We start from the raw sequence: 23,167 nt of genomic DNA on the forward strand, positions 1-23,167 counted from the left end.
CTATGTTTGAAAATAGTTTTACTCAATCAAATAAAGCTTATGTTGTTACTTCATCTATAGCTATAGGTAAGTTACTTGTAGTCTTTATAGTGTCTTATGTTTTTTTTCAAGACTTTCAAAATGCTACAGACTCTTCAAAAATTAATTATGATGAATATATAAAGCTAGAGGAGCTTTCAAAAAAATATAAATTAATGCAAACCGAGCATTTAGAAGCGGCTATTTTAAGAAGAAAATTAGACCCAGATAAATGGTATACTATAAATAACGATATATATATAAGTATTCAAGGTTTGTTATTTGATTTTAGAAATAAGCCTAAACAGTTAGAGCGTATTAATAAAATAGCGGAAGAACAAAATAAACTATTTGGTAATTTAGTAGAGTTAGATACTACCTTTAGTTCTTTAAGAAATAGTATAAAAAAGAAGAAAATTTTAGGAATAAACTCTTCTTTACATAAAATAGACTCTATAAAAAAACATATTTTAGAACAACAGAAAGAAGATATTTCTAAACTAGTAACTTATCGTGAAGAGAAGAATGAATCAGTTATTAGAATGATGGTTATATCGTCTGCTTTTGCATTGCTTTTATTATTATTTTCTTTATATAGATTGTTTGTGAGTCGTAAGTTGTACTTTAAAACAAACTCACTTTTAAAAAGTATTTTAAATGCTTCTACTGATATAGTTAGAGTTTATACTCCTGTTTATGATAATAATAAAGAGGTAATAGACTTTAAAATTGAATATGCAAGTAGTGCGAAAGAAATATATGGTTACAATAGTAAAGAACTGTTGGGTAGGCTGGTTACTGAAGTTTATCCTGAGTTAAAAGTATCAGGAGAATTACAAAAATTAATAGATTCCTTTTCCTTACAGAAATCAATAGAAGAAGTTTCTGAAATTGATGTAGATGAAGAAAAAATAACATATTTAAGACGTTTTTTCCCTTCTCAAGATGATATAAAAGTGATTATATCAGATATATCAAAATCAAGAAAATATGAGAAAGACTTATCTAAATTAAATCATGAATTAAAATTAAGTAACGATTTATTAAAAGAAGCAGAGAAAATAGCTGAGATGGGGAGTTATATATGGTTTATGAAAGTAGACCATACTATTTTGTCAGATAATGTTTATAGGATTTTAGGATATAAACCACAAGAGTTCGCTTCTTCTTCTGTAAAGTTTAGGGAGTTTGTACATCCAGATGATTTAGAGCTTTATGATAAGAATATAAACGAAGCTTATCAAAAAGAGCAGGCGGTTGAATTTATTTTTAGAGTAATAACGAAAGAAAATGTAATAAAACATTTGTATACAAACGGTGCATTTAATGAACATGACAATAAAATAACGATGATTGGGATAATTCAAGATGTAACTAAACAGGTAGAAACAGAATTGCAGTTGCAACAAAAAAATACTGAATTAGTACATCAAAACGTAGAGTTAGAATCTTTTAATCGTATTGCAAGTCATGATTTACAAGAACCATTAAGAAAAGTACAAATGTACCTGTCAAGGCTCACAAATGATGATGAGTTATCAGAAAAAAACAAACAGTATATTGAAAGGGCTAATAGCGCTAGTTTAAGAATGCGTACATTAATAAATAATTTATTGTCTTTTTCTAGAATAAATAGAAAAGAAGACGATTTGTCATTAGTAAATTTAAATAATGTACTACAAGATGTAATAGATGACTTGTCATTAACTATAGAAGAAGCTAATGCTGTTTTAGAGTATACAGAATTGCCTGCTGTAAAAGGGATAGAGTTTCAGTTAAATCAGTTATTTAACAATTTAATATCTAATGCAATTAAGTATCGTAATAAAGAAAAGGATCTAAAAGTAACCATAACTTCTAAAAAAATTGAAGCTATTGATATTGATGAGCCTTTCGTAAAAAATCATCAAGCATATTATTTAATTAAAGTAATAGATAATGGTATAGGTTTTGACAATAATATGAGAGATAAAATCTTTGAAATGTTCCAACGTTTACATCTAAAGCATGAATATTCTGGAACAGGTATAGGATTAGCTATTTGTAAAAAAATTGTATTAAAACATCAAGGGTATATTCAAGCTACAGGAATAAAGGGTAGTGGTGCTGTGTTTACAATATATTTACCAGCATAGTTTAAGTTTTTAATGAATTCTAAAGATTATATAACACAAAGTAAAAATTATATAACACACGGTTTTTAGATACACTGCATCTTTGTAGTATAATTTAAAAACAAGAAAAACATGAAGAATTTAATCAAATTATTAAGCATTTTAGGAGTAGTTTTATTAACAGTTACAGCATGTAGTGAAAGTGATGATCCAAAAGATAATGATTTATTTGTAGGTACATATGAAGGAAGTGTTTCTTATGATAATGGAGAAAACTCAATTTCGGCAGAAAATGGAAGTGTTACAGTAGCTAAAACAGGAGATACATACAATTTTATTTTTTCTGACGACATACCATCAATTAGTGGTTTAGAAATAGAAAAAGGTGAAAATAAGTTTGAGTTAGATTGGGATGAGGCTAGTCTTATTGTAATAGATGAAAGTTCTTTAAATATAAAGATGGCCAAAGATGGGAAGTCGTGGAGTGCAAACTGTAAACGATAATAAATTATAAATAATGATAAAAAAAGATCTCTACATAGAGATCTTTTTTTGTTAAAAACAATCTAAACATCAATAATTACACGTGTTTTAATTGTTTCTAAAAATTATATAAAACAAAGCAAAAATTATGTAACGAAGAATGCGTGTATTGGTTGCATTTTTGTAATGTAATTAATAACGAAATATAATGAAGACTAGAGTATATGATAAGCAAGGGTTAAATGCTAAAGTAGGTAAGATAGTAGCTAAAACAGAATATTTACAAAACTTAGCTTCACAAGCAAAAACACCAAAAAAGAAAAAATGTTAGAATAAAGAAAAACTAATTTATTAACCTAAAAAGAGTAGACATGAAAACACTTCACATAAATAGCAGTTCAATAGTAAAAACGTTTGGTCAATTAAAAGAGCAATTATCAGCTTCATATAAAAAATGTTTCAAAGAGCATTGCTTAACCTTTGATAATGAAATTGGTTATGGTGAAGTGAGAGGTGTTTTACTAAAAAATAACATTTCATATTTAGAGTTTAATGTTACTTTTAATGAAGATATAGCCCTAAATATAAATACAAATATTAGTAAAGCAGTAAATATAGCTTATTGTAGTAAAGGTAAAATAGCGCATCAGTTTACTAAGAAAAACAAAAAAACAACATTAGAGCCGTTTCAGATAGGTTTTATGTCAAACATAACATCGTCTAAAAATACCATTTACTTTAAAAAAGAAACAAATGTAATTGTTACTCTTATAACAGCTTACGAATTAACAGCTTCAGTTAAAAAAAATACAGTTCATCAAGAGTTGTTTGAAACTTTTGTGAAAAATAAAAAAGAAAATAATGTTTTTATTAGTTCTCATAATTTAAAAATAGCAGAAAAAATAGAGCAAGTAACGAAGATAAAAGAAGATGGGGTAATGCGTAGTTTACTAATTGAAGGTATAGTACATATGGTTTTAGCTCTAGAAATACAACAGTACAAAAGAGATTTGAAGAATTCTAAACAACCTACAGGGAGTTTAACGTTAAGAGAAATGCAAGAGATAAAAGAAATTTCTACGTACATAAAAAATTATCCAGAAAGAGCAACTACTATAGAAGATTTATGTAAAAAAACAGGAGTAACTTCCTCAAAGCTTCAAGAAGGATTTAAATTAATGCATAATACAACTGTGAATGATTTTATAAGGACAGAAAGAGTAAAAAAATCAGAAGAATTAATAAAAAATAGTGATTTAAACATATCACAAATAGTTTATTCTGTAGGATTTTCTAGTAGAAGTTACTTTTGTAAGATATTTAAACAAAAATACAATTGCACTCCTACAGAATACAAATCTAGAATTAAGTTAGCTGCAACAGCATAATATATTTCATTTTTTTTTGACAAAAAGAGGCTACATGTAGCCTCTTTTTGTTTTTATACTCAAACTTTTAAGTGAACTATCTTTTAAAATAAAAGATAGTTCATGTTGAGGGTTAATAAGTAATAAATAGAATATCGATTATACTGTGTTTAAAATTTATAGATTATTAAGAATAAAGAAACTTGACCCAAATAATAAAGATTAAAATAATAGTGCCCCATGAAAGGATATAGAAAAAGAATTGGAAAAAATTAAATAATTTGTCTTTATCAGCTAGAGTTGTTTTATATTTTTTATGGAAGTTTCTTGATCTATTTATAAGAAAACTTGAACCTTTTCTGATAAAAAAGAAAGAGAATATTAAGAATAATGTATCTATGAAAACTTTATACATGTGAGCAAAATTATTAAAAATAGAGAAAAATAAAATTGTAGTATAAATTATAAAAAAGAACCCACTCAAAATATTGAGTGGGAAAATTGCTATGAAAAAGAACTTAAGACGTCTCTTAAGTATTACAAAGATATTTAGAATTTAATGAATAATAGAATAAAAAGAATAATACTTTTAAAAAATAAGAAATTGTAATTTTTGTAGCTTTAATAAAAGTTTTTATCATCTCGTAAAACTTTTAAAAAATGGAAACCATAGATTTCAAAACCTTCGTTGTAATAAAATTTATGAGACTTCCTATTAGCAGTGTACGTGTTTAATTCAACTGCCTCGCACCCTTTAGATTTAGTGTAATTGTATATCCACTTGAAAAGCTGTTTACCAACACTTTTACCTCTATAAGTTTCATGTATAACTACATGATCTGGCTCTACACTTTTACCAATATAGTGCCTAGTACTATACCAAAGCCCGCAAATACCTATAAGCTTGTTGTTGTCATAAACACCTATACATTCGTAGTTAGGGTATGCTACCATTTCTATCACTCTGTTTTTTAAAATATCATGTGGTGTTGTGGTGTTAACTTTATGTAAAAGAGGAAGGATAATAAGAATATCTTCTTTACTAATGAGGTTAAATTTTATATTCATTCTGTATTTTTGGATTAAAGAAATTTTAGATGATAAAAATAAAAAATATATCAGCTCAAGAAACTTATAATATTAGATTAACGGTTTTGCGTAATAATATAGATTTACCTTATAAGTTTAAAGAAGATGAGTATGGAAGTACATTTCATTTAGGAGCTTTTTACAAAACTAAGTTGGTAGGTGTAGCTTCTTTTATTCAAAATAAAACAGAAGCTATTAAAGGATTGCAATATCAATTAAGAGGAATGGCTACTTTGCCAGAAGTTAGAGGTATGGGGGTAGGAAAGTTACTACTAGAAGAGGCAAAAAGCATTTTAAAAACTAAAAGCATAGACGTTCTGTGGTGTAATGCAAGAGAAGAAGCAGTAGGGTTTTATGAAAATTTAGATTTCGTAATTATAGGTGAGAAGTTTAAGGTGCAAAAGGTAGGTGTTCATTTTAAAATGTACAGTAAAGTATAAATACAAAAAAACCCAAATCAAAAGATTTGGGTTTTGTAGCGAGGAGCAGATTTGAACTGCCGACCTCAGGGTTATGAATCCTGCGCTCTAACCAACTGAGCTACCTCGCCTGATTGCGGGTGCAAATATAATTACTTTTTGGTTTTAAGCAACAAACATTTAAATTTTTTTTTAAAAAATAATTATCTATATTGGCACTCAAACAAAAAAATAAATGAGCAAAGTTAAATTTGAATTAGAGTTTCCTATTCATGCATCTCCAAGTATGTTATATCAATACTTCGCAACACCAGCAGGATTAGAAGAGTGGTTTGCAGATAGAGTTAATTCACGAGGAAAACTGATTACCTTTATTTGGGATGATTCTGAAGAAGAAGCAAAAATAATAACAAAAAAAGCAGATGAACGTATTAAGTTTAAATGGACTGAAAGTGAGGGTGATGATAGTTATTTTGAATTCAGAATTCAAGTAGACCCATTAACAAAAGATGTTGCTGTAATTGTTACAGATTTTGCAGATGATGAAGATGATGTAGAGGAAGCAAAAATGCTTTGGCAAAACCAAATAGAAGAGTTAAAACATACAATAGGAGCTTAACATATTATAATTAATAAGTATTTAAAAAAACTCGGCAATTTTGTCGAGTTTTTTATGGCTAATATTTACCTAAATTGTAAGTTTGCAATTAAAATTTTAGGAAATGGTAAACTTTAATGGAACTTTGGTTTCTGATAACGAAGTGCAAATTTCAACAAAGAATAGGGCTTTTAAGTATGGCGATGCTATTTTTGAAACAATTAAAGTATTAAATGGTAAAGTTGTTTTTGTAGAAGATCACTACTTTAGATTAATGGCATCAATGAGAATGCTTCGTATGAAGATACCTATGAGGTTTACCCTTGAGTTTTTACAAGAAGAAATCCTTAAAGTAACAAAACAATTACCTGAATTTTCTACTTATAGGGTACGATTAACTGTTTTTAGAAAAGATGGTGGCTTATATGCACCCGTTACAAATGAAATAGATTATATTATTGAAGGAACTCCAATAGAAAATGTAGAGAAAGAGACTTATAGAATGGATGTTTTTAAAGATTTTTATAACTATTCAGGATTGCTTTCAACAATAAAAACAACAAATAGAATGTTAAATACATTAGCAGCCGTTTTTGCAGAAGAAAACGATTTAGATAACTGTATTTTACTAAATGAGCGTAAGGGAGTCGTTGAAACTATTAATGGAAACATCTTTGTAGTAAAAGGAAACACAATAAAAACTCCTGCCTTAACTGAAGGCTGTATCAAAGGAATTATTAGAAAAAAAGTAATTGAAATTATTGAGAAACACGGAGAATACACAATAGATGAAACAACTATTTCTCCTTTTGAAATTCAAAAAGCAGACGAGGTTTTTATAACCAATGCTATTGTAGGAATTCAGCCAGTTACCAATTATCGTAAAAAAGAGTTTTCAACAGTGATAACTAATAAAATTAAAAGTAGCTTAAAACTAGCGATAGTAACTAGCTAAGGTTAGTTCATTTGAATGTCGCTAGGAGCGTTAGCCCAAATTTTATATTTGCCTCCTCTTTGTAGTAACTTGTTTTTCCAAAAGTCTCTATCGTTCGCAGTTAAAATATTTTCATAGTCATTCTCTGCTATAAACCAAGAGTTCATTAATAGTTCCTCTTCCAATTGGTTTGCTCCCCAACCAGAATAACCTAAAAAGAAACGAATATCAGTAGATTTTAATTGTTTATTATTTAATAACTCTTTTAACAGGTCAAAATTTCCTCCCCAATAAATACCGTTTGCGACCTCAATACTGTTAGGTAGTAAATGTGGAGCTTTGTGGATAAAATATAAATTATCCTGTTCTACAGGTCCACCTTGGTACACTGTAAAGTCACAGTCTATTTCAGAAACTAAATCGCTAAGTACATAGTCTAAAGGTCTGTTTAAAATAAAACCCACAGAGCTTTTTTCATTATGTTCAGTAAGTAATACAATAGTTCTTTTAAAAGAGCTATCATTTAAAATTGCTGGTTCAGCAATTAATAACCTACCTTTTTTCGGCTTAAATGCAACCATATTTTTATAGTTTATAAACACTAAGGTAAATAAAATTTTAATAAAACTTTAACAAAAGTGTTAAAAAACCATAAAAAAATAAGGGCTACATTCTTTCTAAAACATTAATGACTTCATTTTTTTTACGAACTGAAACAGGAACAGTTGTTTTGTTTTTTAAAACTAAATATCCTCCATCAGATTTTATGAATTCCTTAATGAATTGAATATTAATTAGATGACTTTGGTGAACTCGTAAAAAATCGTATTCCTTCAACATGTCAGCAAAGTGCTTTAAGGTTTTTCCAACTAATATTTTTTGTCCATCATTCATAAAAAACTCTGTGTAATTATTATCGGACTGACAACGAACAATATCGTCTAAATTTACCACCATAATTTTGTCAGAAGTGTTTAATGAGATCTTTTTAGGACGTTGATTTGGTTTTGAAATGGATTGCTGTAGTACTGTTAGCTGTTCTTTATCGGGTTTAATTTGATTTTTTGCTTTATTAATTGCGCTTGCTAAATCTTCGTTTGAATATGGTTTTAATACATAATCAATAGCAGCAAATTTAAAAGCTTTAATGGCATACTCGTCGCTTGCAGTAACAAAAATAATTTTTGAGGATAGGTTTGGATGAATTTCTAAAACATCAAAACCAGTACCGTCTCCCAGCATAATATCTAAAAATAAAATATCTGGTTGTTGCTTTCGTAAAACTTTTGAAGCTTCAACCACACTTTTAGCAGTACCAATAATTTCAATTTCTGGATGAAATTGAATGAGATCGTTTTGTAACATTTCTAAAGCTGTTGACATATCGTCTACTAAAATTGCAGAAAGTTTTTTCATGTTTTAAAAATCAGTTTTTAAAGGAATTTCAAATAGTACCTTAGTTCCTGTTACTTTTCCTTCATCATATAATTCAATAATGGAAAAAGCTCCCTTTTTTGACAGGTTTCGAATTCGTTCTTGCGTAACTTTTAAAGCTACGGATTTATGTGAGCTAACTTTTTTAAGTTCTTTTGATTGATGAACACCAATACCGTTATCTATTATTTCACAATGAAAAAGATCATTTTTTATAGAAAAACTGATCCTAATTTTTCCATTTTCAACAGAAGAGATTCCGTGTTTTATACTGTTTTCAACAAAAGGTTGTATTAGCATTGGTGGAATTAGAATTTCTTCAGGATCAATAGAAAGATTTGTAGTTATTGAATATTCAAAGGTATTTGAGTTTATTTGTTGTTCTAGTTCAACATAATTTTTTAGTGTGGTAATTTCTTCAGCTAAGCTAATTTCTTCTTGTCTAGAATTGTGTAAAACACCACGTAAAAGAGTAGCAAATTTACTAATGGTTGTATTTAATTCAACTGATTTCCCCGAGTTACCCAATGCTTTAATTCCATTTAAGACATTAAAAATAAAATGCGGATTCATTTGAAGTTGCAAGGCTTTTTGCTCTAGAGATATCAAATGATTTTCCAGTTCTAACTTTGCAACTTTAGCTTTGTTTTTAGCTTGAATTCTTCTGATATATGACCAAACAATGAGTGTTAAAATTATGCTGGCTACTCCAATGGTAGACCAAATAAACCAACTTTTTTTATAGATAGGAGTATCAATATAAAAATTAAACTCAATAGGAGTGCTTTCTATTTTTCCAATTCTTGATTGAGCTGAAAAAGTATAGTTTCCTGGAGAAAGATAAGCTAAATCAATAGCGCTTTTAGTACTCCAGGGACTGGTTTGATTGTTGAGCGTATAGCGATACTCCAACTTATTTGAGTTGCTAATATCTATTGTTTTGTAATAAAAAGAGATATGGTTTTTATCTGCAGGGAGTTCTAGAGTTTTGCTGTAGTTGTTTATGTTAATGCTATCTAAAGGAGTAAAAACTACCTCAATATTTTCAAAAGAAATGGTAGGCTTTTTTTGTATTGGTTTGTCACTTTTAATAAAATAAACTCCCTTATCTTTTGTAGAAACCCAAGTGTTATTTTCGTTGTCTTGAAAGGTACTGGTAATTTTATTGGTAGTTAAGCTGTTATATTTATTAATATTTTTAACGAAATTAAAATTAGCATCTAGTACTTCAATACCATTATCCTCAGAGATAATCCAAAATTGATTATTAATTTTTTTAATTTCAATAACATTTTGTGCAGTGATGCTTTGTGTTTCTACTTCGTTATTTTTAATGAATTTAAGCCCTTTGTTATAAGTGGTAGCAATTATCGTTTTTTTGTTAATTAAAAGAGAAGTGTAATTATTTACATCAATTCTTTTTAAAACTTTAGGATTGATAAGCTTATCAAGCTTCCACAAAGATTTATTAGTAGCTATCCAGTAAAACTTTCCATCAAATAACATATCGTTTATCTGATTTAAATCAATTTGAAAGTTGGTACGAAGAGGAGAGAGATAGTTTTCACGAACTCTAACAACTCCTTTATCAGTGCCTAAAAAAGTATGGTTTTTAACGGTTAAAATACAGTTAACATTGTTGCCTTCAAAATTAGTAAACCCATGATGGTTTTTTATACTTAAACCTTTATCAGTACCTATAAATATAATATTTCCTTTTGAAGAAATGATATTAACGTTGTTGGAAATAAGTCCGTTTTTTGTAGTAAAAGTAGTAAACTCATTTCCGTTAAATCTAATTAAGCCGTTATTGGAAGCTAACCATACATAACCAGTTTTATCTTGAGCGCCACTATTTATATGTAGACTAGGTAACCCATTATTTTTTGTATAGGTTTTTAAAGGTTGGTTTTGGGCAGAAACATTTATCAGACCACAGATAAAACAGCAAAGTAGTAAAAAAACAAAATTTTGTACTGAGTGTTTTTGAGTACTCAATACAAAATTGTTTCTCATAGCTGTTTTTGTAATATGATATTGGGTTTTCATCATAACAAAAGTACTTAAATAAAACGTCATTACGAAGGGAAGGAGGTTGAAGTAATTACTTTTATTATGAGGTTTTCCTAGGTTCGTAATGACGTTTGTTCAACAATTATTAGTTATTTCATAGCGTATAAACGCTTATTATTAGTATCTGGTTTTACATGTTCTAACTCTCCATAAGGTTTCGTTAAAGGTTTTAAAACACATAGAGCAGAAGATTTCCCTTTTATAATTAACTGACTGTTTTTTACAGTATAGGTCCATCTAAATTTCTCTACAGGAATATTTGTTTTTTTAACTTCTTTCATTAAAGCTTCTTCGCTTGCAATAAAATCCATAATTTCTTCTTGCATTACAAAGTGAGGAATTTCGTTATCAGAGTTATGGTAATCTAACTCTAGATTTACAGGAATGGTATACTGAATAGTATAAGGCTCTCCCACATAACGCTCTCTTTCATTGTTTAAAGCGTCGTACCAAGCAATTTCTTTTTCTTCTGGATATTTTTTAGCGATTTCTTTTGATAAATCTACTTTACCAGGAGAGTTTGCTGTTGGATAAAATACATAGTACGGTTGAGCTAAATAATGGTTAGAAAACTCTCCTCCAAAAACATTGTAGTATGGTGATGCAACTACTTGAGGAATTTTGTTTTCAGTTATAAAAGCACTTTTTAAAGTGTTTATTAAATCAGTGTTTTCTGCCAATTGATTGGTATGAAAAATAATTCTAGTGTCATCAGTAATAGCTTCACTTTTTACAGAAGGTAATGCACCTTTAGTAATTGTTTTTTGTAACGTTTCAGCAGTTACTTTATCTCCATTAACTACAGTTTCTAAGTTCATTGCTCTAAAAGGGTTGTTGTTATTTACGATATGAACTTCTCCGTAAGGATTTTCAGTAGTATTGTTGTTCATCCAAGAAATAATTTCTTCTACTGAATATTTGCCATTAATTATTTCGTAGTTTTTTTCTTTGAAATATACTCTGGCACTATCGTAAAAATGGCTGTTTCCTTTATCATTCCCTGTAATAAATACTATGGGTTTTCTGTATTCCACAGCTATTTTTTCAATAGTTTCCTCTGTGGTAGCAATGTTTCCCTGTTCTTGATTTTTGTTGTCACTTTTTGTGTTATCACAACTAGAAAATACTCCGATTAGTAGTAGTAATCCCATTACTGTACCTACTTTTAAAATGTTTTGTTTCATAGTTTTTTGTTTTAAGGTTAATATAGTTACTGTTATTGTTGTAAAATGATGGTTACATCCTTTCCTAAATTTATACTAGTTGATAGTTTGTTTAAGATGTTAGGAAGGTTTCGGTCGTTAATCCACTGACCGTTTTCTTGTTTTTCAACAGAAGCGATTAATCCGCTTGTGTTTATTTGTAATTTTAAACTTGTGTATTTCTCTAAATACATTTTTAATACTGATGAATAATTGTTGTTTGACCACATAATTGTTGTTTTTATATGATCAAAATTACCACAGAAGTACAGGTAGATTTGGAGTAAACTAGAATTCGTAGTAGATAAATTAGAATTCGTTGATTTTTATAGGAAAGGCAATTAAATGTAGAAAACATATACCCAATTATCCAGTAGTAACCTGATAATTGGGTAATCTAAATATCTTGATTGTATTCTAACAGAAAAGCTGTTTTTTTATCTATTAATAACAATCTGTTTTAATTTGATTCTTCTTTTTAAAGTAGTCTAAAGATGTGTTTAGTTTAGTTGAAGTTATTTGTTCTAATACCTTCTCAACGCCTTTTAGCATTTTGATTGAACCACAAATCATAATAGTTCCTCCGTTTTGTAAAACAGTAGTAATTATAGTTTCTTTTTTTAGTAATAAATCTTGCACATATTCTTTTTCTTTTTCTTGAGAATAAGCAATATGAATGTTATTTTTCTCTATGTTTTTTAACAAAGGAGCGTACATTCTTAGCGACTCTTTAGTTCTACCACCCCAGAATAGATGCGCTTTTGTGCCGTTTTTATGTTGCAGCATTCCTAAAAAAGGGGCGATACCTGTTCCGTTAGCAATTAAGACTACTTCTTTCTTCCTTTTAGGAAAATAGAAGTCTTTATTTTGTTGAATGCTTGCTTGAATTATTTCGTTTTCCTCTAGTTGATAAAGTAAGTTAGAGCACACTCCAAGGTCATGTTTTTTAATACTTAATACAATATCATTATTTATTTTTCCAACTGAGTACAAGCGTTCAATGTTATCTTTTTTTGGAGTGATAGCTAGTAAATCACCCGAGTTAAAACGAAGTTTTTTTGTTGGCTGTAAACGGATTAAAAAAGAATCGTCGTTGTTTAGATCAGTTTTAGAAACTGTGGTGAAAGTTTGTTGTTTTTTATGCTTTTTTACCTCTTGTGTTAGTTCAAACTGTATGTTAGTTTTTTTACTCCATAAATGTCCCCAAGTTTTAAAATCTTGAAAAGACTGGTTGTTAATTTTATAAACAGGTAACAGAGGTGTAAACTCTGGGAGTTGTTGTAGTTTACTATTTATATCAATAGCAAATTGACAAAAATGAGGATATGCTCTGGAGCCAAAACCAACTATTGAATAGTTAATCTTATTTTGAATAGCTGTTTGTTGAACTAGTTGTAAAAATTTAGAAGCGTTAGAAGGAGCTTCACCTTCTCCGTAAGTTGAAGTTAATATGATTAGGTGTTTCGCTTTTTTATACGAAGCATAATTGTTTAAAATATCGATGAAAACGGTTTTACTGTTTTTAATTAAAGCATTGTATAAAGATGAGGCAAAAGAGTAAGTATTGTTTGTCTCTGAGCCTACTAATATGATAATTTCAGCATTACCTTTCTTAGTTTTATTTTTAGGTAACGATCTTTTTTGTGTTCTGCTGAAAGTCATTGCAAAGCCTGAATAGATAAAAAACAGGATAGATATTGAAGAAAGTAACAATACAACTGACCAAATAATCGTTCCGTTTCCTGTATGTAGTAACAAACTCCAGTTTAAAAGTATGCTAGTTAATGAAAGATTTTCTTTACTAATGATGGTTCCTGTATATTGATGAATGATTAGTTCACTATCGGTTAGTTTTACAAAAAAGTAATCTTCCTCATCTTCAGAAAAAGGAAACTCAACACTTTTTACTTCATTCAAAGTAGTGTTTTTAAATACTGGAAATTCAAGAAGTGTTTTTTTTTCTTTTGAAGAAGCTAAAGAAAAATCATAAGAGTGATTAATTTTTTTTACAGGTAAAACAGAAAACCTATCTAACGATAAATATACACCTGTTAGTGTGATGATAATGATAGGAACAAGTGTGTAACGACCAATAATAATGTGGTAATACTGTTCAAAATTCTCCTTTACAATTTTAGAAAAAAGCTTTTTAAAGCCTCCTTGTCGTTTAGTAATTAGAATGAGTCCTGTGATAGCAATTAAGCAAAGTGAAAAAGAAATAAAGCCAACAATAAATCTTCCTGTAGACTTCAAAAATAAAGATCTATGTAAGCTCGTGGCAAACTGAAAAATTGGTTTCTTTTTTTCGATATCACCTAATTTTTCACCTGTAGTTGGGTTTACATAAAATGTGTCACTTTTTCCTTCTTTGGTAACTACCGAAGCTGATACAAAATCATTCTCATCAATAGTGATAGAAATTACTTCGTCATATTGTTTTTGCAGTACAGAAATTGTTTGAGCAAGTGTAATTTCTTTTGTGTTAGAAATATTATAGTCTGAAAGCTGTTTTGAAATAGGTTCAAAAGCTAAAATAATACCTGTTAATGAAGCAACAAGTAAAAAAAGAAAAGAAGATATAGCCAATGTTAAGTGGCTATATCTCCATATAGAAGTGGTCATTTTTGTTAGCTATTTCTATTGATAAAATTACTGAGGCATTAAACGGATGTAACGAATAAATCCATTTCCTTCAAATTTACCTTTAAGGTTGTTGGTAGTTAATTCAAACTCTACATCGTCTTTGTAGTATTCTTGATCTTCTACAGCCGATTCAAATCTGATTTTATATCCTTTATCAATTTTATCGTTGTCAATTTTTAATACGGTAATCGCTCTGTTACCTCCACTAATTGTTGCTCCTGTGATAGCGTCAATGTCAGTACGAACCTTACCTTGGAATTTCCACCACTCGGTAATGTCAGAGTACCACTCTTCATCATCACCTTGAACGTATAATGTTTGTTCGTATTTTCCATTAGGGTTTAATAATGAAATAGCAATATATGCACCTTCACCAGTATAATTTTTCATCTGAATCATACATTTATATGTGGCACTATCATTTATGCTAAAAGCCATTATTGTGAATACAGTAATAAAAAGAGCTATGATTTTTTTCATTTTTTATTGATTTATTTTAATACCAAATCGTGTGTAATTGTATTTACACACGACTTGGTACATAAGTTTATTTTAAAAAGTTAATATCTATATTTTTCCTGTTTAAAATTTCATTTTCCTTAGCTAAATCGTGTACCGTTTCATCAAAATCAGTAGTAATTGATTTTTTAGCTCCAATTCTTAATAAATATTTAATTACATCAGTATTATTAGCTTGCATAACAGCTAAATGTAGTGGGGTTAAACCTTCATTGTTTTTTGCATTCACATCAATTTTTAAAGTGTTGATTTTTTTAAGTAAATCGATGTTGTTTTTTTCTACAGCAATATGAAACAATGTATTTTTATTGGCTTGAAGTTGTGTTAAGTTTAATCCGTTATTGGCTAAAAGACTCATTTTTTCATTAAAATCGTTCACTTTTTTAGGATGATAACTTTTAACTAAATAATAAGCTAAAGAGTTTCCTTTATCATCTTTTACTTGAATATCAGCCTCGTTTTTTACTAAATAATCTACCACAGCTTCTGAGTTGTATTCAACAGCATACGTAAGTGCTGAATGTCCTTTTTTATTAGTGTGATTAATATTCTTTGTTTTTTCTGATAATAACTGAACAATTTCTAAAGAGTTTCTACTAGCTGCGATAATTAAAGGAGTGTTACCGTTATCGTCAATTTGATTAGCATTTACACCTTTATCAAGGAAGTAGTTAAAGGTATTTAAATCTTTGTTACCACGAGCTAAATTATGAAGCGGTGTTTTTCCATCATTATTAGTTATGTTTGGTTTGATACCTAAACTTTCTAAATATTTAAAAAACTCCAAAGAATTATAACCGCTACGAGAACCTTGAGTAGCTAATAACATAGCATTACCTCCTTTTTTATTTAGGTTTTTATAAGGTAATCCTTTTTTTATTAAAAGAGTTAAAATTTCTTTATTACCTTTTTTAGCAGCGTAGTTAAAAGCACCATTACCATCTTTGTCAACATTATGTACGCTCAACCCTTTTGAAGTAAGGTAGTCCACAAACGATAAATCTTTTAAGCTTGGTAGTACTAATAATAAAGCATTAGCCCCGTGCTCGTCAACATCTGTTTTTATATCAATTCCGTTTTGAATACAAAGCTCATAAATTTCTTTATTTGTTTGCCCTGCATTCGCTGCAAAAGTTAATGGAGATAATTGATGAGAATCTTTTAAATCCATACGAGCATTATTGGCTATCAAATGCTTCATAATTTCAACATTGTTTTTATAGGCAGCCCAAAAAACATAAGTTCTTTTATCGTGAGTTATCTTGTTAACATCATTTCCTTTTTTAGTAAGTAAATGTTTGATTACTTTATTTGGAGCACTGGCTAAGATAGCGTAGGTAACAGCATCAAACCCATTTGGGTTTAATGCTGTTGCGCTATTTCCTTCTTTTATTTTTTCTTCAACGAGTTGAATATTAGGTTTTTCTTGCCAAAAAGATCTTTCAAAAAATATATTTTTTGTTTGCGCTTGAATTGTACTTATAAAAAGTACAAAGGCAAATATTATATGTTGTTTTTTCATAATAAATTAAAATTTATAACGTAACGTTGAACCAAAACTAGCAGGCTCTATTCTGTTAATATAACTTGTACGGTAGGCGTTGTAGCCTATTTCGTCAAAGATATTATTTCCAAATACATCAATACTTAATTTCTCATTAAATTTATAAGAAGCCTGTACATTAACTGTAGTGTACGATTTTAAATCGAATGGTTTTGTATCAGGAGTAACCCCTGTGTGCGTATAGTTTCTAGACCACACATTGTGCGGACGTTCTCCTAAGTAATAAGCCCCGGCACCGATAGATAAACCATTTAAAGATTTTTTAAATGCATAACGTGCCCAAAAATTTGCCGTATGTTTTGGAGTGTTAATAGGTCTTGAGTTATAGTAATATGATGCATGATCCTTGTATTTAGCATCTAAATAAGAATATCCTCCTATAACTTCTAAATTAGGAAGGATACGACCTATTAATTCTACTTCTACACCATTTCTCACATCATCACCTCCTTGTGTATAATAACCTAAACTATTACCAGCATTGTCATAAACAGGTAAGTTTAAATTTTTACTTGAGGTATAAAATGTAGTAACATTAAAACGTAAAGCATTATTAAACCAAGTAGATTTTATTCCTGTTTCTATTTGATCCCAACGCTCTGTACCTAATTCGTTACCGTCAACATCCGTATAAAAAGAAGTTCTAGGATCCGAGCTGCTAGCATATGAACCAAAAATGATAATATTTTCATTAGGCTTTAAATTAAACCCTAATAACGGATTAAAGGCATCATCACTTTTAGATTCATCTAAAGGTCTACCTATAAAGCTACCTCTAGTTCTTTTCATAGAAGTATAACGTAACCCTAAGAAAACATCAGCCCAATTAGTAAGGCTTATTTTATCTTGTACCGTAATTCCATATGACTCTGTTCTAGATCCTGAATCTCTTGCAGGGTTTCGTGTAATGTTAACTCCGTTAGGAAGTGTATTATCTATAGGCTGTAACACATCTATAATATCTGCGTATTTATTGTTAGAAGCATATTGTGTAGCATAGGCTATATTATCAAATTCAGAAGTTCTAAAGTCTGCACCAATTTGAAAAGTATGTTTTAAAAAGCCTGTTTCTATATCTTTTCCTACCAAATCTAATTGTAATACACTATTATTATCTTTTCTTCCAGAAGCATAATACTCTCTATAACGTTGGTTGTCTGGTAAAACAGGTAAACCATTTCTAGGGTCTCCTTGAAAAGCGTAAGAAGTTTCAGTATCTATATCTAAATCAGAAACAAAATATCCTGCTTTTATGCTTATTTTATCAGTTAGTTTCCTATCTGCTCTAATGGCATAGGTTAGGTTTTTGGTAGTAACATTATCAGAATCATATCCCATAAAGTTATTGTTAGGTAATTTATAAATGTTGTTTACATCATAAGTTCCTAAGTTAAGAGTTCCTTGATCAGGAGTTCTACTATCATGCATGTAATCCATTTCTAATGTAATGGTAGTTTTCTCATCTGGTCTCCAAGCGTATGATGGGTTCACATAAAAACGTTCAGAACCAACATGGTCTCTAAAACTGTCTGCTTTGTCATAAGAACCAGCAATTCTAAAGGCATGTTTTTTATTGGTATCAATAGGTCCATAAACGTCAAAAGTAGGACGTAATTTCCCGAAACTACCTGCTCTAAAAGTAACTTCTCCACCTGTGTAAAATTTAGGAGTTTTAGTCACTACATTAATAACACCACCAGCAGAACCTAAATCACCACCTAAACCTTGGCTAATAGCAGATATTCCTTTCAATACTTGAATGTTGTCAACACCAGCCATATCGGTAATAATTCCAGTTCCTCTAAAATCTGAGTTTATACGAACTCCATTTTTTAATAAAGGAATTCCTCTAAAACCTCTTAAAGACATACTTTCTTTGGTGTTTCCGTAGGTGGCAAAGGTATATACACCGGCTACGTTTTTGGTAACATCGCTTAGAGTTAAAGCGTTTTGTTGATCGATAAGTTTATGTGATAAGACTGAAATACTTTGTAATTGCTCATTAGGAGCTAAAGGTAGTCTAGTAAGTGTTTCTAGTTTTTCAGCTCTTTTATCTCTTGCTCCAAAAAGTTCAACTTCATCAAGTTGAGTGTCTGATTTTAAAATAAAAACTAAATTTTTAATGTCTCCTTTTACCACTATTTTTTGTGATGATTGATTGAATCCTACAGCGCTTACAATAAGCTTATGATTAGAGTTTGGAACATTTGTTATAGTAAAACGACCATTTTCATTGGTTTCAGTTCCTAATTTAGTTCCTTTGATAAATACATTCGCATAAGGAATAGTTTCATTGTTTTCTGATTTTACAACTCCTTGTAGGGTTGCTTGACTATACATTGTTTGAATACAACTACATAAAAGTAGTACGGTTGCAATAATTCTCATTTTTTTTTCCTCTTTGAGAGATTTGTTTTAAAATATTTAATTTTTCGTTTAGGTATAACTATAAAATGCTTTGAAACGTTTTTATTTTTTTACAAAAGATTCTATTGTTTCATTTATTTGTTGTTCTTCAGATACTTTTTCGGAGAATAAATGCTTGTATAAAGGTTTATTGTTTACTTTAGTTTCTAAAGAGAGGTTAGTGTTTCTTCCATAAACTTCATCCCATTTAGATCTAACTTTTTGCCATTTCGCACTGTTTTTTTTCCACCAGTCTTGAGCAGCTTTACATTTATTATCATCTACTTTTACGTAGGTGTTGTACCCTTTTTCATGAGCTATAACAATATCTTTTTTACCTTCTTCTCTTATGATTTTCCTGTTATCTTGATCATGTAACCAACCATAGTTTGTGATTTCATGACGGTTACCTCTTTCAGTTACATTATAATCGCTTCTTTTGGTATATTCTCTTCTTGGTAAAGGAGCATCTGTAGTATTTTCCCAGTAACTTTTTCCGTCTACATGTACCCAAGTACCAGAGCCTTCGTATCGTGGACTATCGTCTACTTGATATACTTTTTGTGTCCACTGTTTTTTTACTTCTGATTTTGGTTTGTTTTTATAAAGCCAATTGTTATTTCCATTGAACATATAAAAATCAGTGTTTTCGTACAACCAATCTTGTCTCCAATGTTTTACAATATGAGGATTTGTAGGATTTCCTACCTGTAGTAAGTGTTGAATTGAAATTTTATCATTTTCGTCAACAATTAAACCTGCCCACTCTAAAGCTTTATCTGTTTTTGTTTTGGAAGGTTTGTATAGAGAGTCTTTACTAAAGTTAAATGTTTCAGCAAAGTTGAAAGTAACTTCATAACAACCACACATTTTTTTTATAGCTGCTCTATCTTTTTTCTTCTTGTTTTGAGCGTTAATTGTAAGTGCAGATAGTATTAATAAACCACCTAAAAATATTTTTTTCATCGTGAGTTTTGTTTGAATTTATTTTTTGACAAAAATATAACTTTTATTTAGATTGGTTAAAAATAAAGAATATATTTGCAGAAAATTATTAAGAATGTTTCTAAATAACAAAGTGTTTTTTTTATTGATGCTTTTAGCATGTCAAGTCTTTTCTCAAGAAAAAGAAGAGGTAAGACGTGATAGTACTCATTATAATAAATTGGAAGAGGTTGTTGTAACAGGGCAGTATAATCCTAAATCGATTAAGAAATCGGTATACAATGTAACTATCATAGATAAAAAACAAATAGAAAGTCAAGCAGCTAATAATTTAGCGGATGTATTAAACTTTAAACTAAACTTAACAGTTATACCAAATTCTCAGTCAGGTAAATCAACTATTTCAATGTTTGGTTTAGATTCTCAATACTTTAATATTTTGATAGATAACGTTCCGTTAGTTAGTGATAACGGAATTGGAAATAACATTGATTTAACTCAAATAAATTTAGATGATGTTGAGCGTATAGAATTGGTTGAAGGAGCCATGGGAGTTGAGTACGGAGCTAATTCGGTATCGGGAGTAATTAATATTATAACAAAAAAATCATCTCAAAATAAATGGAACATTCAAGCAGCAATACAAGAAGAAACTGTAAGTAATGAGTATGCTTTATTTAATGAGGGTAAACATATACAGAGTGTTAATTTGGCTCATAATTTTTCTGAAAACTGGTTTGGTAGAGTGAGTTTTAATAGAACAGATTTTACAGGTTTTTTAGATGATAGAAAAGGAAGAGATTATTATAAGAATGATTTACTAAGGGGGTATAGTTGGTTGCCGAAAGAGCAGATAAATGCCACTGGTTTTTTGAATTATAAAAAAGATCAACTTAACTTGAGTTATAAATTTAATTATTATAATGATAATGTAAACTTTTACAATCCAAAAGTTGATGACAATATTGATGTAGACTCACAAACTAGTAATCCGTTTGCGTTAGATCGTGTTTTCAAAACAGAGAGATTTGTAAATAATATTAATTTGAATGGGGTTTTAGCATCGGGGAGCCCTTATTCCTTCTCAGCTTCTTATCAAACACAAAAACGACGTTTAAATAAGTTTACTTATTTTATTTTATCTGGAAATAAAACAAATGAGGAAGATAAAGTATATCAATCAAGCAATGTTTTCTTTTCAAAAGGTACTATTTCAAACTTTATAAAAAGTAATCGTCATAATTTTCAGTTAGGTTATGAAGCTCGTTATATAGAAGGATTCGATACGCAGGCCTCTGGTGAGGTTACTCAACAAGATAAAACACGTACTCAGGGTAACTATGCTTTATTTGGTTCTTCTGAAGTAAAATTTTCAGATGCCTTAATGGTTCGTCCTGGCTTAAGGTATGAATACAATTCTTTATTTCATTCTAAATTACAAAGCTCTTTAAGTGCTCGTTATTTATTTAAAAATGGATTTGAACTTAGAGGTAATATAGGTACTTCGTATAGAACTCCAAGTTTTCAAGAACTATATTATTATTTTGTTGACTCTAATCATGACGTAAGAGGAAATGAAAATTTAAATCCAGAAAGTGGATATTCTGCTTCAATTAATTTAAAGAAAAGAAGTTGTTTTGACGATTCTAATATAGCATTGTTAAATAGTTTAAAAATAGACTATTTAAATCTGGAAGATAAAATAGATTTAGCAATTGTTAATTCGTCACCTCTACAATATCAATACATAAACGTTGATGCTTATAAACTATGGGGGGTCTCTTCAAGAAATACAATAAAAGCAAATAACTGGTCTTTTAATTTAGGAGCTAATTTACAAGGAATAGCTCAGGTAGCTAACAATGAAATAAATGCACAAAATGACTTTTTGTATTCCTTTCAATTAACTACGAGTGCTAGCTATAAAATAAAAAAATGGGAAACAATAATAACTTTATTATTAAAGCATAACGGAGAACAACAAAATTATATAGCTTCAGGTACAGATGAAAATAAAAACTCAACTTTCACAAAAACAACTACGCAAGCTTATAATTGGTTGGATGCTTCTGTGCAAAAATCATTTTTAAACAAAAAGCTACAAGCTACAATAGGAGCCAGAAATTTATTTGATGTTACCAGTGTTAATGTAAGTAACGCAGCTACAACAGGCGCACATTCAACAAACAATAATTCTCTATTGTTAGGCTATGGTCGTTCATACTATTTAAAACTATTATATAATATTAAATTTTAAAATTAATAACAATGAAAAACAAATTTTTCACACTCATATTATTAACAACTATGTACTCTTTCATTAGTTGTGGAAGTGATAATGATTTACCATCTGAACCAATAAAAGTGGTAATAGAAGGAGCAGAAGTAAGTCCAGGAGTAGGTGGACCTAATCAACCAAATCAAGTATATATTGACTTAAGTACGAATACAACAACAGAGATAAAGAGAGACTCTTGGGATTTAGGATTTTATTCTGGAAGTGAGTTTAGAGTTGTTATTAATGGTTCAATATCTATGGCGGCTGCTAAATTATCTACAACAGATATAGATGCTGTTAGCTCTTCAACCCAAGAAGTAAAAGATTTACAGCCTTTAGTAAGAACGAATACATATACTGATGAAAGTGCTCCTTTTGTTGATCATCCTAGTGGAGATATAACAAAAACGGCAATTGCTGAAATTGAAGTAACAGAGGCTAATAATAAAGTATATTTAGTAAACCTTGGTTATGAAGTAGCAACAGATAAACCAGCTACAGGTAGCTACTCTGCAAATGGAGATGAAAGAGGTTGGAAAAAAATTAGAGTTTTAAAAGAAGGAGATGCTTATGTTTTACAGTATGCAGATTTAGATGCTACTACGCATAAAGAAATTGTAATAACAAAAACAGAAGGGTATCACTTTACATTCTTTAGCTTTAATACAGAAGCTAAAGTTAATGTTGAGCCAATGAAAGAAAACTGGGACTTAAACTTTACAATTTTTACAAACTTATTACCTGGATATGGTCCGTATGTATTTCCAGATTTTGTAGTAAATAATATAAAATCAAATGTTAAAGGATATATGATAGATACAGAAGAAGAAAGTTATACATATAATGATTTTACCTTAACAGATGTAAAAGTAGAAAATTTTGGTAATACTCAAACAGCTATCGGTAGTAGTTGGAGGGCAGGAGGAGGTCCTAGTTCTTTACCTTCTCGTAAAGACAATGTTTTTTATGTAATAGAAGATACTGATGGAAATTTATATAAGTTAAAGTTTTTAGCATTAACAAATGATGCAGGAGAAAGAGGTTATCCTGAGTTTGTATATAGCTTATTAAAGTAAAGATT

At 29.4% G+C, this 23,167-nt stretch carries 20 protein-coding genes and 1 tRNA gene; 9 read left to right on the plus strand and 12 right to left on the minus strand.

Features of this window, described 5'->3' with window-relative positions:
* Nucleotides 1–2 precede the first annotated feature (2 nt).
* The 4 genes from MHM83_RS14950 (at nucleotide 3) to MHM83_RS14960 (ending at nucleotide 4,003) form a co-directional block, all read left to right on the plus strand.
* A complete protein-coding gene (locus tag MHM83_RS14950; protein WP_239180621.1) occupies nucleotides 3–2,153 on the plus strand; it encodes a sensor histidine kinase in 2,151 nt (716 codons plus the stop codon).
* A 111-nt stretch (nucleotides 2,154–2,264) separates the two neighbouring features.
* A complete protein-coding gene (locus MHM83_RS14955) occupies nucleotides 2,265–2,636 on the plus strand; it encodes a hypothetical protein (RefSeq protein WP_047789237.1) in 372 nt (123 codons plus the stop codon).
* Between the two features lie 187 nt (nucleotides 2,637–2,823).
* Nucleotides 2,824–2,946, plus strand: coding sequence for a hypothetical protein (locus MHM83_RS16185; RefSeq protein WP_255724871.1), 123 nt, complete (start codon nucleotides 2,824–2,826; stop codon nucleotides 2,944–2,946).
* Nucleotides 2,947–2,986: 40 nt separating this feature from the next.
* The gene (locus tag MHM83_RS14960) at nucleotides 2,987–4,003 is read left to right on the plus strand and encodes a helix-turn-helix domain-containing protein (protein ID WP_047789236.1); all 1,017 of its coding nucleotides are present in this window, start codon (nucleotides 2,987–2,989) and stop codon (nucleotides 4,001–4,003) included.
* Nucleotides 4,004–4,603: 600 nt separating this feature from the next.
* Here MHM83_RS14960 and MHM83_RS14965 read toward each other — a convergent pair.
* Nucleotides 4,604–5,050: a GNAT family N-acetyltransferase gene (locus MHM83_RS14965; protein WP_047789235.1), complete on the minus strand. Its 447-nt coding sequence runs from the start codon at nucleotides 5,048–5,050 to the stop codon at nucleotides 4,604–4,606.
* 29 nt (nucleotides 5,051–5,079) lie between these two features.
* Here MHM83_RS14965 and MHM83_RS14970 point away from each other — a divergent pair, with 29 nt between their 5' ends.
* Entirely contained in the window at nucleotides 5,080–5,511 is a 432-nt protein-coding gene (locus MHM83_RS14970; protein WP_239180623.1) for a GNAT family N-acetyltransferase, read from the plus strand.
* A gap of 36 nt (nucleotides 5,512–5,547) precedes the next feature.
* On the opposite strand, the gene MHM83_RS14975 is transcribed toward MHM83_RS14970, so the two are convergent.
* A tRNA-Met gene (locus MHM83_RS14975) sits at nucleotides 5,548–5,621 on the minus strand.
* A gap of 104 nt (nucleotides 5,622–5,725) precedes the next feature.
* Between MHM83_RS14975 and MHM83_RS14980 the strand changes: the two genes are divergently transcribed.
* Entirely contained in the window at nucleotides 5,726–6,109 is a 384-nt protein-coding gene (locus MHM83_RS14980) for an START-like domain-containing protein (protein ID WP_047789233.1), read from the plus strand.
* Between the two features lie 103 nt (nucleotides 6,110–6,212).
* Entirely contained in the window at nucleotides 6,213–7,043 is an 831-nt protein-coding gene (locus MHM83_RS14985) for an aminotransferase class IV (RefSeq protein ID WP_167713533.1), read from the plus strand.
* A 2-nt stretch (nucleotides 7,044–7,045) separates the two neighbouring features.
* Here MHM83_RS14985 and MHM83_RS14990 read toward each other — a convergent pair whose 3' ends face one another.
* From MHM83_RS14990 to MHM83_RS15035, 10 genes are all read right to left on the minus strand, one after another.
* On the minus strand, nucleotides 7,046–7,603 hold the full coding sequence (locus MHM83_RS14990; protein WP_073181203.1) for a YqgE/AlgH family protein: 558 nt from the start codon (nucleotides 7,601–7,603) through the stop codon (nucleotides 7,046–7,048).
* An 85-nt stretch (nucleotides 7,604–7,688) separates the two neighbouring features.
* Entirely contained in the window at nucleotides 7,689–8,438 is a 750-nt protein-coding gene (locus MHM83_RS14995) for a LytR/AlgR family response regulator transcription factor (RefSeq protein WP_159492430.1), read from the minus strand.
* 3 nt (nucleotides 8,439–8,441) lie between these two features.
* Nucleotides 8,442–10,472, minus strand: coding sequence for a sensor histidine kinase (locus MHM83_RS15000; RefSeq protein ID WP_239180625.1), 2,031 nt, complete (start codon nucleotides 10,470–10,472; stop codon nucleotides 8,442–8,444).
* A gap of 146 nt (nucleotides 10,473–10,618) precedes the next feature.
* Nucleotides 10,619–11,713, minus strand: coding sequence for a hypothetical protein (locus tag MHM83_RS15005; RefSeq protein WP_239180627.1), 1,095 nt, complete (start codon nucleotides 11,711–11,713; stop codon nucleotides 10,619–10,621).
* 32 nt (nucleotides 11,714–11,745) lie between these two features.
* Nucleotides 11,746–11,961, minus strand: a complete 216-nt coding sequence (locus MHM83_RS15010; RefSeq protein WP_047789227.1) for a hypothetical protein — start codon at nucleotides 11,959–11,961, stop codon at nucleotides 11,746–11,748.
* Nucleotides 11,962–12,175: 214 nt separating this feature from the next.
* Nucleotides 12,176–14,353: a PepSY domain-containing protein gene (locus MHM83_RS15015; protein ID WP_239180629.1), complete on the minus strand. Its 2,178-nt coding sequence runs from the start codon at nucleotides 14,351–14,353 to the stop codon at nucleotides 12,176–12,178.
* 27 nt (nucleotides 14,354–14,380) lie between these two features.
* Complete coding sequence (locus MHM83_RS15020; protein WP_370642021.1) at nucleotides 14,381–14,812, minus strand: DUF2271 domain-containing protein; 432 nt, start codon at nucleotides 14,810–14,812, stop codon at nucleotides 14,381–14,383.
* A gap of 109 nt (nucleotides 14,813–14,921) precedes the next feature.
* Complete coding sequence (locus tag MHM83_RS15025) at nucleotides 14,922–16,415, minus strand: ankyrin repeat domain-containing protein (protein WP_239180633.1); 1,494 nt, start codon at nucleotides 16,413–16,415, stop codon at nucleotides 14,922–14,924.
* A gap of 6 nt (nucleotides 16,416–16,421) precedes the next feature.
* Entirely contained in the window at nucleotides 16,422–18,845 is a 2,424-nt protein-coding gene (locus MHM83_RS15030) for a TonB-dependent receptor (RefSeq protein WP_239180635.1), read from the minus strand.
* Nucleotides 18,846–18,926: 81 nt separating this feature from the next.
* Nucleotides 18,927–19,829, minus strand: a complete 903-nt coding sequence (locus MHM83_RS15035; RefSeq protein WP_239180637.1) for a DUF6607 family protein — start codon at nucleotides 19,827–19,829, stop codon at nucleotides 18,927–18,929.
* Between the two features lie 94 nt (nucleotides 19,830–19,923).
* Here MHM83_RS15035 and MHM83_RS15040 point away from each other — a divergent pair, with 94 nt between their 5' ends.
* Together MHM83_RS15040 and MHM83_RS15045 are read left to right on the plus strand one after the other, a co-directional pair.
* Nucleotides 19,924–22,065, plus strand: a complete 2,142-nt coding sequence (locus tag MHM83_RS15040; protein ID WP_239180639.1) for a TonB-dependent receptor plug domain-containing protein — start codon at nucleotides 19,924–19,926, stop codon at nucleotides 22,063–22,065.
* A gap of 11 nt (nucleotides 22,066–22,076) precedes the next feature.
* Nucleotides 22,077–23,162, plus strand: a complete 1,086-nt coding sequence (locus MHM83_RS15045) for an HmuY family protein (RefSeq protein ID WP_047789221.1) — start codon at nucleotides 22,077–22,079, stop codon at nucleotides 23,160–23,162.
* The last annotated feature ends 5 nt before the right edge of the window (nucleotides 23,163–23,167 follow it).

It is taken from the genome of Tenacibaculum sp. Mcav3-52 (assembly GCF_022347665.1).
GTDB lineage: Bacteria > Bacteroidota > Bacteroidia > Flavobacteriales > Flavobacteriaceae > Polaribacter > Polaribacter mesophilus.